Source organism: Ruegeria sp. B11 (genome assembly GCF_056539785.1).
In genome coordinates, this window is sequence record NZ_JBQFVO010000001.1 from 1499970 (window position 1) to 1522506 (window position 22537).

General features: G+C 55.8%; 19 protein-coding genes and 1 tRNA gene. 14 read left to right on the forward strand and 6 right to left on the reverse strand.

The genetic code is table 11. From position 1 onward, the window contains the following. Window positions 1–31: 31 nt before the first annotated feature. The 8 genes from ACR0I1_RS07525 to rpe all read left to right on the forward strand — a co-directional run bounded on the left by ACR0I1_RS07525 (window position 32) and on the right by rpe (window position 7346). Complete coding sequence (locus ACR0I1_RS07525) at window positions 32–1246, forward strand: hypothetical protein (protein ID WP_170424455.1); 1215 nt, start codon at window positions 32–34, stop codon at window positions 1244–1246. Further along, window positions 1243–2490 (forward strand): glycosyltransferase, encoded by a 1248-nt coding sequence (locus tag ACR0I1_RS07530; protein WP_480705685.1) that lies wholly within the window; start codon window positions 1243–1245, stop codon window positions 2488–2490. The genes ACR0I1_RS07525 and ACR0I1_RS07530 overlap by 4 nt, the downstream gene beginning before the upstream one ends. Continuing rightward, complete coding sequence (locus ACR0I1_RS07535; RefSeq protein WP_170404633.1) at window positions 2490–3563, forward strand: glycosyltransferase; 1074 nt, start codon at window positions 2490–2492, stop codon at window positions 3561–3563. The genes ACR0I1_RS07530 and ACR0I1_RS07535 overlap by 1 nt, the downstream gene beginning before the upstream one ends. Then, a complete protein-coding gene (locus tag ACR0I1_RS07540) occupies window positions 3563–4141 on the forward strand; it encodes a histidine phosphatase family protein (RefSeq protein WP_170404636.1) in 579 nt (192 codons plus the stop codon). Before ACR0I1_RS07535 ends, ACR0I1_RS07540 begins: the two co-directional genes overlap by 1 nt. Before the next feature lie 2 nt (window positions 4142–4143). Further along, window positions 4144–5286: a glycosyltransferase family protein gene (locus ACR0I1_RS07545; protein ID WP_480705687.1), complete on the forward strand. Its 1143-nt coding sequence runs from the start codon at window positions 4144–4146 to the stop codon at window positions 5284–5286. Beyond that, on the forward strand, window positions 5283–6035 hold the full coding sequence (locus ACR0I1_RS07550; protein WP_480705689.1) for a polysaccharide deacetylase family protein: 753 nt from the start codon (window positions 5283–5285) through the stop codon (window positions 6033–6035). The genes ACR0I1_RS07545 and ACR0I1_RS07550 overlap by 4 nt, the downstream gene beginning before the upstream one ends. Before the next feature lie 19 nt (window positions 6036–6054). Continuing rightward, window positions 6055–6531: a class I SAM-dependent methyltransferase gene (locus tag ACR0I1_RS07555; RefSeq protein WP_480705691.1), complete on the forward strand. Its 477-nt coding sequence runs from the start codon at window positions 6055–6057 to the stop codon at window positions 6529–6531. 125 nt (window positions 6532–6656) lie between these two features. Continuing rightward, complete coding sequence (gene rpe, locus ACR0I1_RS07560) at window positions 6657–7346, forward strand: ribulose-phosphate 3-epimerase (RefSeq protein WP_170511244.1); 690 nt, start codon at window positions 6657–6659, stop codon at window positions 7344–7346. A 153-nt stretch (window positions 7347–7499) separates the two neighbouring features. Here rpe and ACR0I1_RS07565 read toward each other — a convergent pair whose 3' ends face one another. Next, window positions 7500–9593 (reverse strand): 3-hydroxyacyl-CoA dehydrogenase NAD-binding domain-containing protein, encoded by a 2094-nt coding sequence (locus ACR0I1_RS07565; protein ID WP_170636480.1) that lies wholly within the window; start codon window positions 9591–9593, stop codon window positions 7500–7502. Window positions 9594–10684: 1091 nt separating this feature from the next. Then, window positions 10685–11110, reverse strand: a complete 426-nt coding sequence (locus ACR0I1_RS07570; RefSeq protein WP_480438842.1) for a CAP domain-containing protein — start codon at window positions 11108–11110, stop codon at window positions 10685–10687. 261 nt (window positions 11111–11371) lie between these two features. On the opposite strand from ACR0I1_RS07570, the gene ACR0I1_RS07575 reads away from it, so the two are divergent. The 6 genes from ACR0I1_RS07575 (at window position 11372) to ACR0I1_RS07600 (ending at window position 18028) form a co-directional block, all read left to right on the forward strand. After that, window positions 11372–12160, forward strand: coding sequence for a WD40 repeat domain-containing protein (locus ACR0I1_RS07575; RefSeq protein WP_480705693.1), 789 nt, complete (start codon window positions 11372–11374; stop codon window positions 12158–12160). Window positions 12161–12359: 199 nt separating this feature from the next. Then, window positions 12360–12899, forward strand: coding sequence for a GNAT family N-acetyltransferase (locus tag ACR0I1_RS07580; protein ID WP_170799680.1), 540 nt, complete (start codon window positions 12360–12362; stop codon window positions 12897–12899). Window positions 12900–13487: 588 nt separating this feature from the next. Further along, window positions 13488–14759 (forward strand): pyridoxal phosphate-dependent decarboxylase family protein, encoded by a 1272-nt coding sequence (locus tag ACR0I1_RS07585; RefSeq protein WP_480705695.1) that lies wholly within the window; start codon window positions 13488–13490, stop codon window positions 14757–14759. 603 nt (window positions 14760–15362) lie between these two features. Next, window positions 15363–15617 carry an EF-hand domain-containing protein gene (locus ACR0I1_RS07590; RefSeq protein ID WP_480705697.1) on the forward strand — a complete coding sequence of 85 codons (255 nt, stop codon included), beginning with the start codon at window positions 15363–15365 and terminating at the stop codon, window positions 15615–15617. A 590-nt stretch (window positions 15618–16207) separates the two neighbouring features. Next, window positions 16208–16399 (forward strand): hypothetical protein, encoded by a 192-nt coding sequence (locus ACR0I1_RS07595; protein WP_170799676.1) that lies wholly within the window; start codon window positions 16208–16210, stop codon window positions 16397–16399. An 858-nt stretch (window positions 16400–17257) separates the two neighbouring features. Further along, entirely contained in the window at window positions 17258–18028 is a 771-nt protein-coding gene (locus tag ACR0I1_RS07600) for a JAB domain-containing protein (protein WP_480705699.1), read from the forward strand. Window positions 18029–18308: 280 nt separating this feature from the next. On the opposite strand, the gene ACR0I1_RS07605 is transcribed toward ACR0I1_RS07600, so the two are convergent. The 4 genes from ACR0I1_RS07605 to paaZ all read right to left on the reverse strand — a co-directional run bounded on the left by ACR0I1_RS07605 (window position 18309) and on the right by paaZ (window position 22522). Beyond that, a tRNA-Met gene (locus tag ACR0I1_RS07605) sits at window positions 18309–18385 on the reverse strand. A gap of 82 nt (window positions 18386–18467) precedes the next feature. Next, window positions 18468–19439 (reverse strand): alpha/beta fold hydrolase, encoded by a 972-nt coding sequence (locus ACR0I1_RS07610; protein WP_480705701.1) that lies wholly within the window; start codon window positions 19437–19439, stop codon window positions 18468–18470. Between the two features lie 202 nt (window positions 19440–19641). Continuing rightward, a complete protein-coding gene (locus tag ACR0I1_RS07615; RefSeq protein ID WP_480705703.1) occupies window positions 19642–20445 on the reverse strand; it encodes a PaaX family transcriptional regulator C-terminal domain-containing protein in 804 nt (267 codons plus the stop codon). A gap of 52 nt (window positions 20446–20497) precedes the next feature. Continuing rightward, window positions 20498–22522: a phenylacetic acid degradation bifunctional protein PaaZ gene (paaZ, locus tag ACR0I1_RS07620; RefSeq protein WP_480705705.1), complete on the reverse strand. Its 2025-nt coding sequence runs from the start codon at window positions 22520–22522 to the stop codon at window positions 20498–20500. Between the last annotated feature and the right edge of the window lie 15 nt (window positions 22523–22537).

The following is a 22537-nucleotide window of genomic DNA, read 5'->3' on the forward strand; positions in this document are numbered from 1 at the left end:
GAGTTGCACCGGAACCGAAACAGGCGAAGGCATGAGCCTAGGGATCAAAAACGAAAATCACGGCCGCGCACCGCGCATCCTGCTATATAGTCACGACACGTTCGGCCTGGGTCACCTGCGCCGGTCACGCGCGCTGGCTGCGGCCATAACACAAGCCGATCAACGCGCTTCGGCCCTCATATTGACCGGTTCACCCATTGCCGGACGGTTTACTTTTCCGCGTCGCGTTGACCATGTCCGTCTACCCGGGGTCACCAAACGCGCCGACGGCTCGTATGCTTCGCAGACCATCGGCATGGGCATCGATGATGTGACCGAGTTGCGCGCAAGCCTGATCCAGACATCTGTCGAACAGTTCGACCCCGATGTGCTGATCGTCGACAAAGAGCCTACCGGTTTTCGCGGTGAGCTGCTGCCGACGCTTGAGTATCTTGAAAACTCCTGCTCAACCAAATTGGTTCTGGGCCTGCGCGACGTTCTGGATGAGCCCGAAGTACTGGCCGCCGAATGGGAGCGTAAGGACGCGATCTCGGCGACTGAACGATTCTATGATGAGATCTGGGTATATGGGTTGCGATCGGTCTACGATCCTACACAAGGCCTTCCCCTCAGCCCGGCGACGCAACAGCGCATTCATTGGACAGGGTATCTACGTCGCGATCTTGGGCCGGTTGGTGAGCCACCAGAACAACCGTATATCCTGATCACCCCCGGTGGTGGCGGCGATGGCAAGGCGATGGTCAATTTGGTGCTGTCCGCATATGAAAAAGACCCGGATCTGTCACCCCGCGCTGTGCTGGTCTATGGGCCCTTCCTGTCAGGCGAACTACGCGAAGATTTTGAAACCCGTGTCGCCGCCCTAAATGGCCGTGTGACCGCCGTTGGCTTTGAATCGCAGATCGAAACGCTGTTCGCGGGCGCTGCTGGTGTGGTCTGCATGGGCGGGTACAATACCTTCTGCGAGGTTTTGTCCTTCGACAAACGCGCCGTCATTGTTCCGCGCACGACGCCGCGGCTGGAGCAATGGATTCGTGCCTCGCGCGCCGAGGATCTGGGTCTGGTACGCATGCTGGATGAAAACCGTGACGGTCTGACGGCGGATGCAATGATCCGCGCGATCCGCGCCTTGCCCCATCAGCCGCTGCCTTCGCAGGCCATTCGCGCAGGGTTGTTGGACGGGCTAAGCTACGTCACTCATCGTATAAACGCGCTGCTAGGCGCGGAACAAGAGCGCGCCACCGGATGACGCGCGAACCCCCCAAGCTGGCGGTGCTGGTCAAAGGCTGGCCGCGCCTGTCCGAGACGTTCATCGCGCAAGAATTGGTGGCCTTGCAGGAGGCAGGGCACAGCTTCGATATCTGGTCGTTGCGCCATCCGACCGATACCAAGCGCCATCCTCTGCACGATCGCTTCAAGGGGCAGGTGCATTACCTGCCGGAATACCTTTATGAAGAGCCTGAGCGGCTGGCGACTGCGCGAGACATTGCAGCTCGTCTGCCCGGATACGCGCAAGCTTACCAGGTCTGGCGGCAAGACCTTCACCGAGACCCGACTCACAACCGAATTCGCCGGTTTGGTCAGGCCTGCGTATTGGCCGCTGAGCTGCCCGATCAAACGCGGGCGCTGTATGCGCATTTCATGCACACTCCGTCTTCGGTCGCCCGCTATGCGTCTATCATGCGCAGCCTGCCCTGGAGTTTTTCGGCGCATGCCAAAGATATCTGGACCTCACCAGACTGGGAAAAGCGGGAAAAGCTGCAACTGGCCTCTCACGGCGCCATCTTCGGGGCAACCTGTACCGCCATTGGTGCCGCACATCTGCGCGAACTGGCTGATGATCCTGCGCGGGTAGAACTGATCTATCATGGGCTGGACCTGTCGCGGTTTCCTGCACCTCCCCAGCAGTGTTCGCGTGCAGCGGATGCACCCTTTCACATGCTGTCGGTCGGGCGTCTTGTCGAAAAGAAGGGCTTTGACCGGCTTCTCCAAGCTTTCGCGCTGCTCCCCAGATCGCTGAATTGGCATTGGACCCATATCGGCGGCGGAAACCTGGGCGATGAGTTGAGCGCACAAGCCGATGCCGCAGGGATTTCCGATCGGATCACGTGGATGGGGGCTTGCGATCAACCGGAAGTCATTGCCGAGATGCGCCGCTCTGATCTGTTTGTCCTACCCAGCAGAATTGCTGCCGACGGCGACCGCGATGGTTTACCCAATGTTTTGATGGAAGCCGCGTCCCAGCGCCTCCCGATCCTGTCAACGCCGGTGTCAGCCATCCCGGAGTTCATTGATTCCGGTGTTCACGGTCAGTTGTCAGCAGATGACCCGACCTCTCTGGCCTCGGCTATTGCGGATCTCGCCCAGAACCCGACCAGAACGGCCGAGATGGCTGAGGCCGCGTATGACCGGTTGATCGCCGACTTCCGGATGGACCCGGGCATACGTCGCTTGTCCGAGCGGCTCAGCGCCTTGTGCGCGGACGGACCCTGATGGCGCGGGTGGCTTTCTATGCACCGATGAAGTCCCCCGACAGTCCCAAGCCCTCGGGTGATCGCGAAATGGCCCGCAACCTGATGCAGGCCCTCGGCGCTCAGGGAGACATTGTCGACTTGGCCTCGCATTTGCGGATTTACGACAAAGCAGGCGACCGCGCGCTTCAGGACGAATTCCGCCGCAAGGCAAATGCCGAGGCTGCACGACTGGCTGAGGAACTGCCCTCTGACACGAACCTGTGGGTGACTTATCACAACTACTACAAGGCCCCCGACCTGCTCGGCCCGGCCGTGAGCCGCGCAAGAGACATCCCGTATGTGCAGCTGGAAAGTACCCGCGCCACCAGCCGGCTTGCAGGCCCATGGGCTGATTTTGCGCAAGCGGCGCACGACGCGTGCGATTCTGCGGAGGTGATTTTTTACCACACTGCCAACGATCTGATCACGTTAGAACGGGAAAGGTTCGGTACGCAGGCGCTCGTCGAGCTGCCTCCGTTTCTTCCCATCACGGAATTACCCCCTGTTTCGACCCGTGATGGGCCGATGCTGACCGTGGGCATGATGCGGCCGGGGGACAAGCAGGCCTCGTACGCCATTCTGGCCGACACGCTGGAACATCTGACAGGGGATTGGGCGTTGGACGTGGTAGGCGATGGCCCGGCCCGATTGGAAGTCGAGGCGCTGATGGCGCGGTTCGGACCTCGTGTCCGGTTTCTGGGTCAGCTGGATCGGGACGCGTTGCGGGCCCGGTACAGCCAAGCGTCCTTGTTCGTTTGGCCTGGGGTCAACGAAGCCTATGGTATGGTCTATCTTGAGGCCCAGGCCTGCGGCGTTCCCGTCGCAGCGCAAGATCGCCCCGGTGTTCGTGATGTGCTGATACCTTCCGATCATCCCGATACCGGATCGGGTGCCAAAGGGTTGGCCGCGCGTATACAGAGGTTTCTGGACCATCCCGACCTGAGCCAGTCTGAGGGCAATCGTGCCCGCGCCTATGTCGCGCACCGCCATCTGATGCCATCCGCCACCGAGCGGTTCTGGACCACTGTGCGCCCCTTGTTGGAGAAAAGTTGATGACCCGTCTCGCCCTTCTGCGCCATGGACACACGGATTGGAATCGCGCGGGTCGCATTCAGGGGCGCAGCGACATCCCGTTGGATACCGACGCGCGGGCTGAACTTGCGGGGTATTGCCTGCCATCGCCGTGGAACGCAGCATCAATCTGGTCCAGCCCGCTAAGCCGCGCGTCTGAAACAGCGCAGTTGGTATCGGATAAAGCGCCCAAAACATCTCAGGCGCTGACCGAGATGAATTGGGGCGAATGGGAGGGACAGCGCGGTGCTGAGCTGATCGAGACACCCGATAGCGGTTACCGCCACATCGAAGACTGGGGCTGGGATTATCGGCCACCGGGCGGTGAAAGCCCGGCTGAATTATGGGCAAGGCTTAATCCATGGTTGACCGAGTTGCGGGGAGACAATCTTGCTGTCTGCCACATCGGAATCATGAGGGTAATATTGGCCAAGGCCTGGGGCTGGAATTTTGCCGGACCCGCACCGTTTAAGATCAAGCGTAACAGACTGTTTATCGTAAACCTGGACGAAATGCGGCCTGAACCCGAACCCGTTCGATTGATTGCGCGTGAGGTTTGACCATGAAGGTGATGATCGTTGTTACCCATCTGTTAGGGACCGGACACCTTAGCCGGGCCCTTACATTGGGGCGCGCGTTCGCCGAACAGGACCACGAGGTGTTTGTGGTCTCGGGTGGCATGCCTGCGCCTCAGCTTGGCACACGTGGATTATCATTACTGAATTTACCGCCGCTGCGGTCTGATGGCACCGATTTCACCCGCCTGCTTGATCAGAATGGCGCTGTGGCCGACTTGGCCTACTTCGCTGCGCGCACAAACGCCTTGACGCAGGCGGTAAGCAGCTTCGGGCCGCAGGTTCTGATCACCGAGCTTTATCCGTTCGGGCGGCGCTCTTTGGCCGCGGAGTTCAAATCTGCATTGAAAGCCGCACGAGACCTACCTCGGCCACCCGTCATCCTTGGTTCGATCCGTGACATTCTTGCGCCGCCATCGAAGCCCGCAAAGGTAACTCAAACGGATGAGGTTATCGCAGAGTTTTACGACGGCGTTCTGGTCCATTCCGACCCCAAGATCACCGAACTTGAAATCAGTTGGCCTGTCTCGGATCAACTGGCATCGCGCCTGCATTACACCGGTTTCGTGGCCCCAAGTGCTGCGCCAAGTCATCCGGATGGCATAGGCCAGGGCGAGATATTGGTCAGCGCGGGTGGCGGGTCGGTCGGCCAGCCGATCTTTCAAGCGGCCATCGAGGCCGCCCGAAAGATGCCCAACAGGCGCTGGCGCCTGTTGGTGGGCGGGCAGGATGCCAATGCGCGGATCGCCGAGCTTTCGCAAATGGCCGAGGGTTCATCGGTTCTTCTTGAAACCGTCCGCCCTGATTTTCGCCAAATGCTGCCGCTTGCCGCCGCTTCGGTCAGCATGTGCGGTTACAACACGGCCATGGACCTGCTGCAAAGCGGTACCCCGGCGGTTCTGATCCCCTTCGATGATGGCAAAGAGGTTGAGCAATCTTTGCGCGCGCGATCTCTTTCGCAGTTGAACGGGATCGAGGTGCTTAACAGTTCTGACCTGACCGCCGGCTCGCTGGCCAATGCGCTGGAGCATGTCATTTCGGGTGCTGAACGCCCCCCTATGACCAACGGGTTTGATGGTGCACGCCGGTCGGTGGAAATTGCAGAGAGCTTGTACGAGGCTAGCCGATGAGGCCTGATTGGCACACATTGCAATCCGAGTTGCAGCAGTGGCAGGACGCAGGATTGACCCTGCCCTTGTGGTGGCGTGATGACGATGCAGTTGCGGTGACACCGCAGCTTGAAAAGCTATCCGCCATGTCGGGCACGCTTGGCCTACCCGTCCATCTGGCTGTGATCCCGCGTGATGCGCAAGCGGCACTTGCAGAGTATGTGTCAGATCAATCTGTTTTGATCCCGGTTGTGCATGGCTGGGCGCATCAGAACCACGCGCCTGCAGACGAGAAGAAAGCCGAATTTCGCCTGCACCGGCCCCTTGAAGCGGTAGTTGCAGATGCCGAGGCTGGATTGTCCCGGCTGCGAGGTTTGTTCGGTGACAACTTGCGTCCGATGTTTGTGCCCCCGTGGAATCGGATCGACTCCAAAGTTGCCATGCAGCTTCACGGGCTGGGCTATCGGATACTGTCGACGGCGACCCCCCGAAAGATACCGCTCGCGGCGCCCGGCCTCGCGCAGATAAACACACATCTCGATCCAATCGACTGGCGCGGGACGCGCGGTTTGATCGACCCTGACAGACTGATCGCACAGACAGTTGAGCTGCTGCATGACCGACGCACCGGTCGCGCAGACGATGCCGAAGCATTTGGGGTGTTGACGCATCATCTAGTCCATGATCAGGACATCTGGACGTTTACACAGGATCTGTTGCTCAGGCTGCTTGATGGACCGGGCACACCCTGGACCGCACCACGCAACTGAACTCGCAAGGAGAGCCCGAATGAGCCGACTGGATTCCATGCTGCGCCGCCTGACGGCGCAACGCGATGGGCTAAACTGGGCCGTCGCACAGATCGGCACCATGGAAGGGGACGTTCTGGACCTGGGGCTAGGTAACGGACGTACCTATGATCATCTGCGTGAGATCCTGCCCTCTCGGCGTATATGGGTGATGGATCGCGTCTTGCAGTGTCATCCCGACAGCACGCCACCGGCACAGGATTTCCTACAGGGTGAGGCTGAGCCGATGTTGCGTAAACTGGCGGACGCAGGCCAAACAATCGCGCTGGCGCACTACGATTTCGGCCGCGGGATCAAGTCCGAAGATGTTGCGGAAGCGGCGCGCCTCAGCCCTCTGATCAAACAGGTCATGCGACCCGGTGGGTTGTTGATTTCAGGGCAACCGTTGACGGGTTTTGCTCAGATTGAAGGCCCCGAGACCATCGCGCCAGATCGATATCTTTTCTATCGCGCCTGAGCAGGCTTTGAACTGGCGGGTTTGTATATTGAATCTATCGATCAGATTCACCGCAGTCAGGCCTATGCATTGACGCGAGTCGAGGGTATACGCCACCGCAACAGCACACCCACATGAGGCCAGTCATGAGCTTTGACCGTTCCATCAAGATCGCTCCCTCGATCCTGTCAGCCGATTTCGCAAATTTCGGACAGGAGATTCAGGCCATCGAAGCGCAAGGGGCGGATTGGGTTCATGTGGACGTGATGGACGGCCACTTTGTCCCAAACCTCACTTTTGGTCCCCCAGCGGTCAAAGCGTTTCGCCCACATGTTAAGACCGTCATGGATGTGCATTTGATGATCACTCCGGTCGATCCTTATATTCAAGCCTATGCCGATGCGGGCGCTGATGTGCTGACCGCGCACGTCGAAGCGGGGCCGCATTCGCACCGCACGCTGCAGGCGATACGCGCTGCGGGAATGAAAGCAGGGATCGCGTTGAATCCCGGGACGCCCGCCGAGGCCGTCGAACATCTGTTGGACCTGACTGATCTGGTGTGCGTCATGACCGTCAACCCCGGCTTCGGGGGGCAAAAATTCATCGACATGACCGCAAAAGTGCAACGTTTGCGCGAGATGATCGGCGACCGGCCGGTGCATATCGAAATCGACGGCGGTGTTGATCCCAAAACAGCGCCTCTGGTGGCCGCTGCAGGCGCTGACGTGTTGGTCGCCGGATCAGCAGTTTTTAAAGGCGGGTCAGTTTCAAACCCGTCAGTCTATGGCGACAATATTCGCGCTGTGCGGACTGCTGCCGAAGGTGCACTGGGTTAACAACAAACCCTCCCGCCAGTCGTCTACATTTCTTACGAAACGCCTCCTCCTGTTGGGCCCGGCATTGCGCTTTGCGCGATGCCGGGCCCAAGGCGGCTAGCAATATTGGCGCAGCCAATGTTGCGCAGGCACGGGAGCCTTTGCCCCGAGACTTCAGGCATCTTTGTTGAGATCATCAAAGCAGCGGTTCTCGGCCACCAGTTGTTCGAGCAGGGGTGCAGGTTGCCAGAAATAGGCATCTTCTTCAGCCCACTTGCGGATATCGTTCAATACGCCCGGCAAACCTTGCAAATCTGCCCATTTCAGCGGCCCACCCCAGTAGCGCGGAAAACCGTAGCCATAGAGCAGCGTAACGTCCACATCCAGCGGTCTACGCGCGATGCCGTCGCCTACCACCTTCGCCGCCTCATTCACCATCGCGACCATATAGCGACGTATGATCTCCTCATCCGTAAACGCGCGTGGAGTTATGTTCTGAGCCGCACGCTCGGCTTCGATCAATGATGTCAGCTCGGGGTTCGGCTCTCCACCCCGCTTGCCATTTTCATATATGTAATAGCCTTTGCCGGTTTTCTGGCCGAAATGTCCGGCCTCGCACAGCTTGTCGGCATAGAAACTGTCGCGAACGCGTGGATCCTGGCCTGCGGCCCGTTTCCGCTTGCGCGCCGCCCAGCCAATGTCCAATCCGGCCAAGTCTGACACTGCATAGGGGCCCATCGCAAATCCAAACCCGGTCAGCGCAGCATCGATCTGGAATGGGCTCGCCCCATCCAGCACCATGTGATCAGCACAGTTCCGATATGTGCCCAAAATCCGATTACCTATGAACCCGTCGCACACACCTGCCCGAACGGCCACCTTGCCCAACCTCTTGCCCAACGCGAAACCCGTTGCCACAACTTCGGGCGCGGTGTGATCCGCCACCACGATCTCAAGCAGTTTCATCACATGTGCTGGGGAGAAGAAATGCAGACCGATGACATCCCGTGACCTTTCGGTCGATCCGGCAATTTCGTTGATATCAAGGTATGAGGTATTGGTCGCCAATACCGCACCGCTTTTGCAGACCGCATCCAGTTGCGCAAAAACCTTTTTCTTCACTGCCATGTCCTCGAACACGGCTTCGATCACCAGATCGACGCCACTCAGTGCGTCATAGTCCGTGGCCAGGGTCAGCCGGTTCTGCAGAATATCATCATGTTTGTCCTGGCTCAGCTTTCCGCGCCTCACGGCGCCCGCCAGATTTGCCGCGATACGATCTTTAGCGGACCGCGCTGCCTCGTGTGACATCTCAAGCAGCACGACAGGAAGCCCCGCCAGCAGAACTGAGGTGGCAATCCCAGCGCCCATCGTGCCGCCGCCGATGACGCCGACCTGTTGCAGGTCCCGCGGCTCGACCCCATTCAACTCGGGCAATTTTGCAACCGCACGTTCCGCAAAGAATGCGTGGATCAACCCTTTGCGCTGATCCGAGGCCATCAGGTCCATGAACAATTCCCGTTCGCGAGCCAAACCGGATGCAAAATCCTCGGCCTCGCAACTGGCTTGTATTGCCCGCACTGCAATCGCAGGCGACAGTTGGCCCCGGCCCTTCTTCAGCACCGCGTTATAGGCCGCATCAAAATCGATTGGGGCGGGCCGGGCCATATCGCAAACAGGGCGCCGAGCTGCATCAGTTGCAAGCAGCTCTCTGACATAGGCCAGGCCGATCTCGCGCGGATCACCATCCTGAACTCTGTCCAGCACACCCATCTCAAGCGCTTCTGGAGCTCGGACGTGCCGCCCCGTCGTGATCATGTCCAATGCAGCCTCGACTCCGGCAACACGCGGCAAGCGCTGGGTGCCGCCAGCGCCAGGAATGATACCAAGATTAACCTCGGGCAACCCCACCTTCGCAGACGGCACGGCAACGCGATAATGACAGGATAAAGCAACCTCAAGCCCACCACCAAGCGCAGTTCCATGCAACGCAGAAACCACCAGCAAGGGTGACGCCTCAATCCGATCACAGAGTGCGGGCAGCCACGGATCCTGTGGCGGCTTGCCAAACTCGCGAATGTCTGCGCCTGCGAAATAAGTCCGCCCCTCACCATAGATCAAAACCGCGCGCGCGCCCTCTGTTTCGGCGCGTTCGATCGCCGACAACAAACCCCGGCGCACATCCACGCCCAGCGCGTTAACGGGTGGGTTCTCAGCCGACAAAACGGCGATATCGCCCACTTTCTCATACCCGATGACTTGGGTCATATGATCGTGCCTCCTCAGACGAAATGCGATGCCAGTAGTAAATCGGGGAATCCCCGGACACGGCGCGATCAAAGACTGGCCCGGTCTGCGTTCGTATTCAACTACATTTTCGACCGATCGTTCGGTTTATTTGATTTTCTCGGATTTAGTACCATAATCACGCGGTTCATGCCCGGAACTAACCTTTTACGTTGCGGTAGAACTTGCTTCGCGGCCTCAGAGCAACGAAGCGCAAAGAACTGCAGTGCTTGGTCTGAATTCGCACGGAACCCGAGGGCGCGATCCAAATGGAAACGCCGCTAACAGGGCCTTAGCACTTGTTTGGGAAGTTCTGGTAGCGGAGGAGGGACTTGAACCCCCGACACGCGGATTATGATTCCGTTCACCTACTGATTTCGCTGTAAGTCTCTACAGTCTATGGCCGTCCACAATTATCCAACCCTACCCCAATTTAGTTTGTAAATACCGAGCTCTATATATTTTTCCCCGAATAGTTATTGTCTACAGTTGTCCATAATTGTCCGCCACAATCCAGTTGATTTTGTCCCCATGAGTCCCCCAGAGCGATGAAGAAGATGTTAACGAACAGATACCTTGAAAACCTTACCACAGCTTGGATTGGCACGCGTAAATCGAATTGATGATGAGGCTGAATCCGACTTCCGGCAGCGTGTTCACTTGGAATCGGTTCAGACACGTTCGGGAAATGGTGACCCATTCTATCAACAGTTGGATACTCCGACGCTTGAAGCGTGCGGAGAAGCGCTTGATGCGTTCATTTCAGCGCACGATCCGAATTTGTTAGCCGAACTCAAAGGCAATGGAGGTTCATATGCCTAATCTAACTAACCGACTACAGAAGCTCGAAGTGCATTCATTAGAATCGAAGGTACACTACACATGGGTGGAGCCGGTACTGACCGAAGAGCAACTTAATGCCCATGTCCAAGAAGTTCGGTGGATGAAAGGCCTGTCGGACGATACTAAAATCATCGCGTTTCGTTGGATGTAGTCAGTGGTTTGAAGCTGGTGACGCTTTGCAGTTTTGTTGCTGCATATTTAAGCGAGAAAACAAGGCTATCTCCCAAATACTACCGACACGGGGCGGCTAGAACCATCACCCAGATGCGATCCGCCGCCTCGTACAGCGCGAACTCTTCGGCCTTGCGTGACAGCATATTAGCACGATGCCCCCGCGATTGCGCCCAAGCTGACATCACAGCGTCCAAACCTTTCTGCCCCTTGGCGATGTTCTCAGCCACAAAACACCATTCGTAGCCTGCCTTGCGCACCCTTTGGTCCACGTCAGACCCATTGGAGCCGGTATGCGAAAAGAACCCCTTCTTCACCATGTCCTCAGCATGAGACTTGGCGGCTTTCTCCAACTTCCGACTATAGACTAACCCTTGAAGCCCTTGGCTTTTGCGAAACGTGTTTAGTTCGTCCGCTGCTATAGGATTTGCAGCGAGTGGCGCGGGCAAAAGAATCGCCAGAATCAACAACAAACGCGTCAGCATTTTTCCACCAAGTTCTGTCTATAATGGCCCACGCGGGTTAATTGAGAGCATGTGATTTCTCGCACTTCTTGACGATCTTAAGCTATCGCACCAAAGATTCAATTTCCTAGAGGGTAGCCCCACAGGCTGGAGTTACGACGCGTCAAACTCGTACCCCCTCATTGAAATCGCTAATCCCATCACGACGCGCCTCACCTGCTTGTATCGGTGCAGCGTGTTTGAATTGTGTCTGAGATAAGAAAATAAGGGGTCTACAGGCAGTTGGCGACCGCGGACCGCAAAGGGCAGATCGTAATTTCGTCGCCTGACTTTTTGGGCGCTCAAATTAGATTTCCTGCGCTCGGCGAAGCAATCTGGTCGCTATCTTTCACATCAAATGGAAGTAGCCTTCTAGCTGGTGCGGAAGGTGGTGCGCATCTGATTGATGTTTCAACCGCTGAAACACTGCGTCGCTTTGCGCACGACTACGGTAGTGTTACCAGAGCAACCATGCACGCTGATTCATCTAGAATAGCGGTTTCCACAAGCATGGGTGAAGTGCTCGTTTGGCCAACTGACCAGACTGCAATGCCCCTGACTTTGAAGGTATCGGATAATCTCGTTTGGTCAGTGGCCTTCAACCCCGATGGATCACTGCTGGCCGCTGCGGACAGCGACGAAACAGTGTCAGTCTGGCGTCTGGAAGATGGAATGCGACTGCAGAACTTCACAGGCCATGCCCGCGGAGCCACGGACCTCCTTTTTTTGCACGATGGCGCCAGCCTAGTAGCATCCGACAGAAGCGGTGGGCAACATGTCTGGGACCTGAGCTTTGGAAAATTGATTGGCCGCATTCCAAATGCACATGCAGGAGCCATCTGGCGTCTAGCAAATCATCCAGATGGGCAGCAGTTTGCAAGTTCCGGTGAAGACGGAATAGTGCGTATTTGGGATGTTCTGAGCACCAAGGCAGCATGCAACCTGAGCGATGGCGTTTTAGGGACGCAACAACACGAGCAATATCTGGGAGCGGCACGCGATGATGTCTGCGCCAGCCTTAGATCGCAGTGACTCTATTCACGATTTATTGATGCAGGCTTGCGCAGTGATACTCCGGCGCTGTGAAGACTGTCATTGGCAATCTCGCTTCAATAAGGCAAATGACGCTGCACCAGCAAAAGGCAGCTTTGTCCCGCATACCCGACATTCGTTCCATTGTCGGACTGGACTGGGGTTCAACCAAAGATAAACTGATCCGCAGTGAAAGACCATGGAAATCACAACTGAATACAATGAAATAACTGATGACATTATCTCGATGTTTTTGGACACATTCTCCGCATCGGAAGGACCCAAAGCTGGCGGACTGATAAAGGCGTTGGTCACCGAAATGCTGTCTTCGCTGACCACTAACGACATGCTCGTGTTCTCTGCGGTTGAGAACGGGGACGTCTTGGCCAGCATCATCTTCACACGGATGACATATCCGGAAGATGATCGAACGGTATTCATTCTGGCGCCAGTCGCGGTCTCAACCGATCGGCAGGGTAAAGGGCTTGGGCAACGCCTGATTGGTCACGCGCTTCAAGCTCTAAGAGACAGTGGGGTTGATGTTGCTTTGACCTACGGGGAAAACAACTTCTATTCGAAGGTGGGCTTCGCTCACATTACAGAAGCCGATGCTCAGCCGCCTTTGCCACTCCAGTATCCGGAGGGATGGCTTGGTCAATCCCTGACAGCAGATCAATTCACCCCACTCAAAGGCACTTCTCGATGCGTTGGTCCACTAGATAATCCAAACCACTGGTAGTGCGTGAGTCGGTAAATGAAGGCTTCCTGCTCAAGAACTGGGGTTCCTTCTCTTTGTAGTATAGACATACCCGTTGCCTTCACTCACTGGCAGAAACGACTTTCTAGCGCTGGCGCATTTTAATGAAGTGGGCCTTTGAGCAGGCGTAGCGAAACGATGGCTTGTCCGCGAGGCAGGCATCAAACCGTTAGAACCGCGTTAATTTCCAACCTAATATGTCAGATGGCTGGTTTGAGCCCAGAGTTACTGTTCCTACAGACTGAACCAAAGTCGGCTTTCGTTAGCTCTGCGCCTCATAGCAAAGCGGATGATCTCAGTAAGATCGGCGGCAGGTCTCAATTGACCCGCCCCATCTGAAGACCGCAAACCTAACGCGGCTTGTATCGCAGATCTGCGATGTTCTAATGCTATCGACAATCGCCCATCAAAAAAGGCTTTGCTATGACTTCTGAAGGCAACCATTTGGATCCGAAAGACTGGGATGATTTTAGCCATCATTTGCACAAGTTAATGGATCAATGCATAGCTCGAATGAAATGCGCGAGGGACTTGCCTTGGCAACCTAAGCCTGACGGGTTTGCCGGTCGCTTGTCCCTGACGCGAGAGGCCGTTGGTGTTGGTATTAAGCAAACGTTCGCTCAGTTGGCTGATGACATCATGCCCTACGCGACCGGCAACACGCATCCACGGTTCTTCGGTTGGGTGCATGGGGCCGGACTGCCGGTTTCCGTTGGGGCAGAATTGGTTGCAGCCACGATGAACAGCAACTGCGGCGGCCGCGATCACGGGGCCATCGAAGTCGAGCGGGTCACGCTGGATTGGCTGCTTGGCGTTTCTGGATTGCCCGAGAGTGCATCTGCCATTCTAACGACTGGTACGTCGCAAGCGACGATCTTAGCGCTGACGGCGGCGCGAAACAAGCAATTTGGTCATGACGTTAGAAAGACCGGTATTCGAGCGCTGCCAAGCGTAGCTGTCTACGTGCGCCGCGGTACGCACTCGTGTATCGGTAAGGCGCTTGAATCGATGGGCTACGGGACAGATGCAATTCATGTTGTCGACACAGACGATGACATGAGGATGGATATTGCATCATTGAAACGCGCTGTTGCAAAAGACAAGTCCATTGATCGCGTTCCTTTGGCCGTGATTGGCACAGCGGGTTCGGTCAACACAGGTTCGTTTGATAGTTTAAACGAGATTGCGGATTTTTGTGTAGACCAAAATATCTGGCTTCATGTGGATGCCGCCTTTGGATTTTGGACACGACTCGCGGATCATCCTTGGGCACAGCTTGTTGACGGGATGGAACGGGCAAATTCGATCTCATGTGATTTTCACAAATGGATGTCCGTTCCTTATGACTGCGGAGCCTGCATGATCTACGATCGCTCCCTGCATTTCGACACGTTTACGTCACGCCCTAGCTACCTTGAACAACAAAATGAAGGGCTTGGAGGAGGCGATCTGTGGTTCTGCGACTATGGGCTGGAGCTTTCGCGCGGATTTCGCGCCCTTAAGGTCTGGGCCGCGATTAAATCGATCGGAACACAGGCCTTCTCTGCGTCCATTACGAACAACTGCAAGCAGACTGCATTGATGGCTGAGCTGGTCGAGGCATCTGATGTTTTGGACCTTTCGTTTCCCGTCACTTCTAATATTTGCTGTTTCTACATTGCCTATGGAGACGTGAACAAAATCGCAGCCGAGCTTCAGCTTTCTGGTGATGCCGTATTCTCAACAACCGTCATCAAAGGCAAGGCGTGTCTACGTGCAGCCTTGGTCAATCACCGCACAACATCCGAGGATATTCGTCAATCAATCCAAGCCGTTGAACGCGCGGTCAGACGTCACAAATAGTGCTTGACGCAGGCAATCGGGTCTGAGCAACCAATCATGTTCTTTTTGCAAGGAACCTGGGCAATTAACTCAAAAGTACGTCGTTCAATATCTGAACTTTGGAAGGACATTTTCCAGTTCATTTTTCACGACATCTTTCCATTGCCCCGCGCCCTAGAAACTAAGTTTGTTTGATCAAATAGCTGACAACATGCTGGAGAAACTAAGTCGCGCGTTCTAATAGGAGGAAAACAGTAAACGTATCATGGATGCGGCTTTTGGCACAGCAGCAGTCAAAGGCCGCTTTGTCCACTAAATGATATTCGATCTCAACATTCCTGATGGTTTTCAGCATTATTGAAGACCACCACTCGCGAAACCAAACATGTCAGAGGCTTTGAGCGGAGCATTGCCATGTTACACGGTTCAGCTCGGGCATTAATTACCTAGCCATATTAGGGGATTTTTTGCCCCGCAGATCTTTGTGCGAGCGACTCAAGAAAACACGCGGAGATTGGCGCATACACTTACGATTCACGTATGACGGGCGACGCTGCGTGCACAAGCATATTTCTAGTCCGTGTCAGGACAGAAATGCTCAATTCTTGCTTAGGAGCGAATACAATGAAAACCAAACAAGTCGCAGTTCTTGCAGCAGTCGCCTTTGCATTACCCACTTTGGTCACCGCACAATCTGCAGACGCTAACGGAGATGGTGTACTGACCATCGAAGAGGTGCAGGCTGTTGCCCCGAACGTTGATGCAGAGACTTTTTCTGCCATGGACGCCAATGGCGATGGTACACTGGATCAAAACGAGATTCAGGTTGCAGAAGAGGCAGGGGTCTTGCCCCCCCCCCAGAAACGGCTATCCTGCTGAGTGAGAATGGTGGCCCAATCCTCCCGGGGTCGCCATTCTGTTTGATTTCCACGCAAAGCTTGGTGGAATAGCGTGAGGACTCGCCAAACTAGTTTCTTGGCTTGAATTAACAAAAATGTTTACTAAGTGTTTCTCCGCTCCGCTATGCTATCCGAATGTGTGGACGCTTCGGCAGACCTGAAATGACATGGGCGGAACTCTATGCCCTGCAGAACTGGAACGTGAACGGCGTTCCTATCCCAACTGAGCGCGATCCAAACGCCCAAGACCTGTCCATGAGCTGAAACTCAAGCCAACTTAAATGTTGGATATAGCGTTCCATCCATGACGACCGACTTATTAGCTCTACGGCCCGCTGGCGGCTTGTACCGCACTGGTTCCAGGAAGACGTGAAGCAATGGAAACCCACCACTTTCAATGCAAAGATAGAAACGCCACATAAACTGGGTTCGTTCTCAGACACCCGGATTTTGCACCGGTGCCCGTGGCCACAGCGAATGAGACCAAAGCCAGTTGGACAATTTTTTTCATATAGAGGAGGCTAAACGCTTCTTTCGTCGAATGAAACCCACGCTGCACGACTCTCGGCCATGAGCGGACCCCGCCTTACCTTGAGCGAAATCGACGAGCTCGAAATCGACGATGCACTCAATCGAGGCGGTATCATCGGCAGATTGGACCTAAGCTTTGTGGCGCAAATTCACGAAGCCATGCAGAGGACGCCGTTTACGTCTCAACGCAACAAAGAGCGGCTTGCTGTGTTGTTCTCGACCTATCTGTAACGGCCCCGCTTAGGCGGGGCCTTTGCTTTCTAAAGTGTGCTTTTTCCATATTGCTAAACGTACATTCGCCCTCTGTTCTGACTTCTGAATTGTTTCGTGTGCGCTTCCATGTTCTGCCCCTATATCGATGCCATTGAGGTGTCATAATACCCAAAAAAGAAAGAACAAGAAGGGAACAAATAAGACTCAAAGGAGGTTTTTGAGATGCACTCATTGAGCACCAATTTGCCGTTTCTTTTAGCAACAGGAAATTTTGCTGCGACCGAATACCGATTGAGTTATTGTCCTGCATGCTCAGACAATTGGAGTAGAGAATGGCTCAGCATTCTCGGACAAGAACTGAACTGGTCGCGATACCTAGTGACCTTGTCGGCACGCGTGCCGCAGTGTTTTTCTTGCTCAGTAGACCTAAGCGCCGCAAACTCCACATCGGATTTGCTGACCGAGCCGCTAACACTCCTACGCGCCCTTCAGCACTTGAGCCTCGCGGTCGGCACTACACAAAGACACTCCTTTTGACGGACGAGTTTATCTTCACCTAAGTCTGGCTGCATCAGTTCGAACGAACATGATGAATTCAACCACGTGTTCGCAACAAATAATAAGCTTTTACCACTCGTTAACCAACTTGTGGGCATGGGCCATGGGCTGGTGCATCAAGCGGTAACCATGAAAAAGTCGGCAATACTGGACAATTTAAAAGAGGTAATAGGCTGAGATAGAAAAAGGTTCGGCAAGCTGGTCAAGTATGACGATCACAACGGATTTTCAGAGGAAGAATTGAAGGGATTGGATGAGTTGTACGCACGCAGCCCACCACCTAACGCCATAACCGAACCTGCACACCCGCCGTCATACGTGTATCGAGACCGACTTTCACGAAAGAATGCTGCTGGTGGTGGCCTGATTAAAGACGACGACGGGGCTAACCGGCCTCACAATTGGGGGCATCGCGAGCGACTGCGGCAACGCTTTCTCAAAGGCGGTCACGATCCAATGCCGGAATATGAGCTTTCAGAGCTGCTACTTTTCAAAGCAATTCCGAGGATCGACATTAAGCCATTGGCAAAACGTCTGCTGGCTGAGTTCGGCGACCTGAATGGGGTCATTGCAGCCTCAAAGCACCGAATTCTCAAGTTAGATGTGGCTAGTGACCGGGTTCACTACCATCTGCGCGTTATAGAAGCTGTCGGGTATAGGATGGCACAGGCACAGAGAAACGACCAACCGCGGTTAGCTAGTTATGCCTGCAATACTCTTAATTCCTTGAATCATGGAATACACATATCTGAAATTGATAAATACCTACCCGGGCTCCCCACGATGGATCCGGAGGCTTTGTTTAGCTTGCTCTCACTTTCCTCGGAGCTTCGAGTAAGCAGTGGGCGGAATGTCTATCTTTCGCATTGGAACGACGATAGAAGAACATCACTTCCGGCGGCATTGAAAGAGACATTGGAGGAGGCTGTAGCGGAGGCCGAAGGCGGGTGCAGTTTCGACCTTTTGAGGATAAGGGTATCCGAGAAAATGAAAAGGAGTTGCGATCGTCAACAGCTATCAAGTGCTCTGCAAAACACCAATGCAATTTTGAAGCCAAACGGAAGATGGGTTTTGGACAAAGCGGATTAGTCGGACATAGTTATTTGTGACTTTTCAGCGTAGCTGAATTCCATCGGTCGTATCCAGAAAACCTCTAATCGGATAGGGGCATATAGTTCAAGCTGGACAGCTAGCGACCGCCACTCTCTGGGGAAGTCCTATAGCGGTTTTCGAATCTTACTAGCCAGATGAGAATCTCGAGCTCCACTGATCAAATGCTGCTGAATATCGGACAAATAGTGGTAAGGGTGATGGTAGAAACTCAAGAATAATATTTTTTACATTTTTTCAATGTTTTATGTTGGTGATTTGGTAGCGGAGGAGGGACTTGAACCCCCGACACGCGGATTATGATTCCGCTGCTCTAACCAACTGAGCTACTCCGCCACGAGTGTGAGGCGATTTAAGCGAGGGGCCGGGGAGGGTCAAGAGGGAAAAGCGTGCCTGCCGAGATTCTTTATTGCGTTGTTCAATGCGCATCCTGCTCTGCCAGCCGGGTGCGGGAATTCTCGGCGATCTGGCGGATGAAACGCGCGCAGATTTCGGGTTCTGTGATGAGTATCATGTGACCCCGGTGTTCCAGGACCTCAAAGGTCAGGCCGAATTTCGTCATTGTAGCACCGTGTAGCTCGGCGGACAGGATCGGGTCCTCTGTGCCGAACAGGATGCCTCCGGGCACGCGCAGGTCGTTATAGCGTGAAGTCAGGGCACCCATGCTGGCCTCTACCCCAACAACATCCTGTGAGGCGGTGATAAAGGCCGAGGGGCGAAGACCAAGGGCACCCCCAGCACGGTTCAGGAAGTCTGAGGGCGCGGGCTCGGGTGCGAAGACGTCTTTCAGCACGAGGGGTGCGGTTTTTCGGGCCATCGGGACGGCGATTGTATTGCCAATAAGGTTGCGCAGCCACTCGGTACGGATTTCAAGTGGTTTGAAAACGGCGGGCGGTTCCGGCATTTGTTGCGTCAAGGGGGCCAGAAGCGCCAACGCCGCCGTGTTGTCGGGATAATCCAGTGCCATCGCAAGAGACACGGCGCCACCTAGAGAATGACCGACCAGTGTGGCTTGATCGACGTTCTTTATTTCCAGAAACTCGTGGATCATTCGGGCTTGTTCGGGCAATTCCGCCAACTGGGCAGCATCGCGCGTGGAATAGCCACAGCCCGGACGGTCAACCGCGAGAACGTGATAATCCTGAGCAAGATCATCCACCAATGCATACGTAAAATGCTGCAATTGGCCTGATAGGCCATGGATCATGACAATTGTCGGGTTGGAAGGGTCGCCTTTTTCGACATAGTGAATGCCGCCACCGTGAACGGGCACGATCCGCCCCAGTTGCGGCACCATTTCGGTGCCCTGCCGCGTTAGGCGACGAGTCCAGATGTGCATCCCCAGCAATAGGGACATCAGCAACAAGACAATCGTTAGCAAAATCGACATCACGGATCTCCGGTAGGTTTGCTCAGGCGATGGTATTGCCCGGGGCCCGATTGCACCATGCGTTTTCTGAACGGCTGAATTGGCAGGCAGATAACCGCAACCTAATTATTGGTGTGTAAATTGGTATGACTTGGTCAGAAAAGCTCCCAGCACCCGGTATGTGCGCCGCACTGATAATATGGTTGAACAGACCGCTCAGCGGTCAACTCGTACCGCTCAACACATCAGCAGAGGGTCGTGGCAGCAAATCAAGCAGCCCGAACACGCTATCGCGACAAGCAGGGCCAGCCCAATCCACAGGATAAAAAGCCAAAGGTAAGTCCGGCTGGCGTAGCACGACGCGCCGCCACCGATGCACCAGCAGGGTGCGCAGTGTTGCGCTCTGCAAGGGTGTAGGCGCCCAGCCTTCGGGGCGGGACTTCGCCGCGCGTTCGACCGCGCCCAGAAGAGCCTTGCAAGAGGCACGCAATTCGGGTGGACACAACCGATCCTGCACCCACTTGGGGGCTGCGTGCGGAGAGATGTCCAAGGCCAGCAAACCGTCCGACTGATCTGGAACGGGACCCGCACCCATCGCTACGTTGCGCCCAATAGGGATATAGTCATCGCTGAGCATCACGTCTTCAAGCACTTGTGTGCCCGATCCATCCTCGGCGATTAGAAGATGCCAATTTTCAATGGGCGAAGGACCGCGCGCATATATGCGCGGCGTGACGGCGGCGGATTGCGTCCGGCCGAATTCCGAGAGGACATGGCGCGAGACGCGTCCAATCCGGTCACTTTCAATCCAGCCGTCCTTGCGCAGCCGGTGCAGAGCGACGCGGATCGCTTCGGGTTTGATGCCCATCGGCTCAATTATCCGGGTCAGAACACCGCCCGAGATTTGCGCGCCGGGCTCTTGTGCCATGTCACCAAACAGCGAGACGATAATCGACCAGACCCGCTGGTCTTGCGGGTCCGCCAGTTCGGCCACAGCCGTTTCGAACCACGAGCGTTGTTTGGTCATGGGACCAGTTTAACCCATTAGGCCCAATAAGAAAAACAGGTAGTACAGCGGCTCAGCGGGCGTTCATGGTCAAAAGCTCGTATTCTGCGACCGGCTCATTATCCTGATTGGTCAGGGAAACGTTCCAGCGGACCTCGCCATAATCTTCATTGCGTGGGGTTTTCTGCTTTACCGTCAGGCGCACCTTGATGCTGTCGCCAGCAACAACGGGCTTCATGAACCGCAGCCCATCCAGTCCGGTATTGGCCAGCACCGGCCCCTCGTTCGGTTCAACAAATAGGCCCGCCGCAAAACTGAGCAACAGATAGCCATGCGCTACCCGACCGGGGAAGAACGGATTTCGCGCCGCCGCGTCCTCGTCCATATGCGCATAAAAGGTATCGCCGGTGAAATTGGCGAAGTGTTCGATATCCTCCAGCGTGACAGTGCGCGGGGCTGTGTGCAGCGTCTCTCCGACCTGCAACTCACCAAATTTACGGGTGAACGGATGGGCCGGACCTTGGATTTCGGGCGCTCCGGGCACCCATTTGGTGCTGATACCACTGAGCATGCGCGGGGAGCCCTGAATGGCCGTGCGCTGCATATAGTGTTTCACACCGCGCACGCCGCCCATTTCCTCACCGCCGCCCGCACGGCCCGGCCCACCATGCACCATATGGGGCAGCGGAGATCCGTGGCCGGTCGATTCAGCCATCGAGTCGCGGTCGTTGATGTAAATCCGCCCGTTATAGGCTGCGGCCCCCATCACTACGTTGTGCGCGACGTTTGTGTCGTGAGTGATCAGCGACGTGACCAGAGATCCCTGCCCGCGATTGGCAAGTGCCACCGCATGATCCAGATCGCAGTAGCCCATGAGGGTCGAAACTGGGCCGAAGGCCTCGGTATCGTGCACGCGCTGCGCTTTGTCGGGGTCAGCACAGTAAAACAGCATCGGGGGAACGAATGCGCCGGTTTCAGGGCCGTGCAGGTCGAACGCGTCGGGGTTGCCATAAACCCGTTCAGCCTCTTGCCCGATCAGAGCTGCCTTTTCCAGAACGTCGGCTTTCTGCCCGTTCGACACCAGCGCGCCCATGTGAGTGGTGTCGGAACGGGGGTCGCCGATGGTGATCCTTGCCAATCGGTCAGACAGCGCGGCAATTATGGCGTCGACCTGCGGCTGGGGCGCGATGATGCGTCGGATGGCAGTGCATTTCTGGCCCGCCTTTGTGGTCATCTCGCGCGAGACTTCCTTGACGAACAGGTCAAATTCGGGCGTGCCGGGCGTGGCATCGGGCCCGAGGATGGAAGCGTTCAAGCTGTCCTGCTCGGCCACAAACCGGACCGAGTTCTGCAAGATCGCAGGCGTCTGCCGCAGCTTCAACGCGGTGTTCGCCGAGCCTGTGAAGCTGACCACATCCTGACAATCCAAGTGATCGAGCATGTCGCCCAACCCGCCCGAGACCAGCTGTAGCGCACCGGCAGGCAGGATGCCGCTATCCAGCATGATCCGCACTGCCAGTTCGGTGACGTAGCAACTGTTGGTAGCCGGCTTGACGATTGCAGGCACGCCAGCCAGCAGCGTCGGGGCCAGCTTTTCCAGCATCCCCCAGACCGGGAAGTTGAAGGCGTTGATATGAACCGCGACCCCTTGCAGGGGCGTGCAGATATGCTGCCCCAAAAAGGTGCCATTGCGTGACAACTGCTCGATTTCGCCGTCCAGATAAACCTGCGCATCCGGCATCTCGCGCCGGCCTTTTGAGGCAAAGACAAACATCGTGCCGATGCCACCATCGATATCGATCAGGTGGTCCTTCTGCGTAGCTCCGGTTTCGAAACTCAGGTCGTAAAGGGCTTGTTTATGCGCCGAAAGCTCTTGCGCCAACGCCTTGAGCATCCGAGCACGGTCGTGGAACGTTAACTTGCGCAGCGTGGGGCCACCGGTATTACGCGCATAGTCAAGCATCGCCTGTACGTCGAGCGCGGCATTGCCAGCGCTGGCAAATGGTGCGCCGGTGATGGCGGATGCGATGGTGCGTGCGCCTTCTCCAGGCGCGACCCAAGTACCAGCGGCGAAGCTGGAAATCTGATGCAGGGACATGGTGTTCTCCTGTTT

Excerpts from the sequence above, each read along its gene's own strand:
- ACR0I1_RS07590 (WP_480705697.1), top strand. The coding sequence starts at position 15,363 with ATGAAAACCAAACAAGTCGCAGTTCTTGCAGCAGTCGCCTTTGCATTA.
- ACR0I1_RS07555 (WP_480705691.1), top strand. The coding sequence starts at position 6,055 with ATGAGCCGACTGGATTCCATGCTGCGCCGCCTGACGGCGCAACGCGAT.
- ACR0I1_RS07615 (WP_480705703.1), bottom strand. The coding sequence starts at position 20,445 with ATGACCAAACAACGCTCGTGGTTCGAAACGGCTGTGGCCGAACTGGCG.
- ACR0I1_RS07580 (WP_170799680.1), top strand. The coding sequence starts at position 12,360 with ATGGAAATCACAACTGAATACAATGAAATAACTGATGACATTATCTCG.
- ACR0I1_RS07545 (WP_480705687.1), top strand. The coding sequence starts at position 4,144 with ATGAAGGTGATGATCGTTGTTACCCATCTGTTAGGGACCGGACACCTT.
- ACR0I1_RS07570 (WP_480438842.1), bottom strand. The coding sequence starts at position 11,110 with ATGCTGACGCGTTTGTTGTTGATTCTGGCGATTCTTTTGCCCGCGCCA.
- ACR0I1_RS07530 (WP_480705685.1), top strand. The coding sequence starts at position 1,243 with ATGACGCGCGAACCCCCCAAGCTGGCGGTGCTGGTCAAAGGCTGGCCG.
- paaZ (WP_480705705.1), bottom strand. The coding sequence starts at position 22,522 with ATGTCCCTGCATCAGATTTCCAGCTTCGCCGCTGGTACTTGGGTCGCG.
- ACR0I1_RS07525 (WP_170424455.1), top strand. The coding sequence starts at position 32 with ATGAGCCTAGGGATCAAAAACGAAAATCACGGCCGCGCACCGCGCATC.
- ACR0I1_RS07610 (WP_480705701.1), bottom strand. The coding sequence starts at position 19,439 with ATGTCGATTTTGCTAACGATTGTCTTGTTGCTGATGTCCCTATTGCTG.
- ACR0I1_RS07565 (WP_170636480.1), bottom strand. The coding sequence starts at position 9,593 with ATGACCCAAGTCATCGGGTATGAGAAAGTGGGCGATATCGCCGTTTTG.
- ACR0I1_RS07595 (WP_170799676.1), top strand. The coding sequence starts at position 16,208 with ATGAGCGGACCCCGCCTTACCTTGAGCGAAATCGACGAGCTCGAAATC.
- ACR0I1_RS07550 (WP_480705689.1), top strand. The coding sequence starts at position 5,283 with ATGAGGCCTGATTGGCACACATTGCAATCCGAGTTGCAGCAGTGGCAG.
- rpe (WP_170511244.1), top strand. The coding sequence starts at position 6,657 with ATGAGCTTTGACCGTTCCATCAAGATCGCTCCCTCGATCCTGTCAGCC.
- ACR0I1_RS07540 (WP_170404636.1), top strand. The coding sequence starts at position 3,563 with ATGACCCGTCTCGCCCTTCTGCGCCATGGACACACGGATTGGAATCGC.
- ACR0I1_RS07535 (WP_170404633.1), top strand. The coding sequence starts at position 2,490 with ATGGCGCGGGTGGCTTTCTATGCACCGATGAAGTCCCCCGACAGTCCC.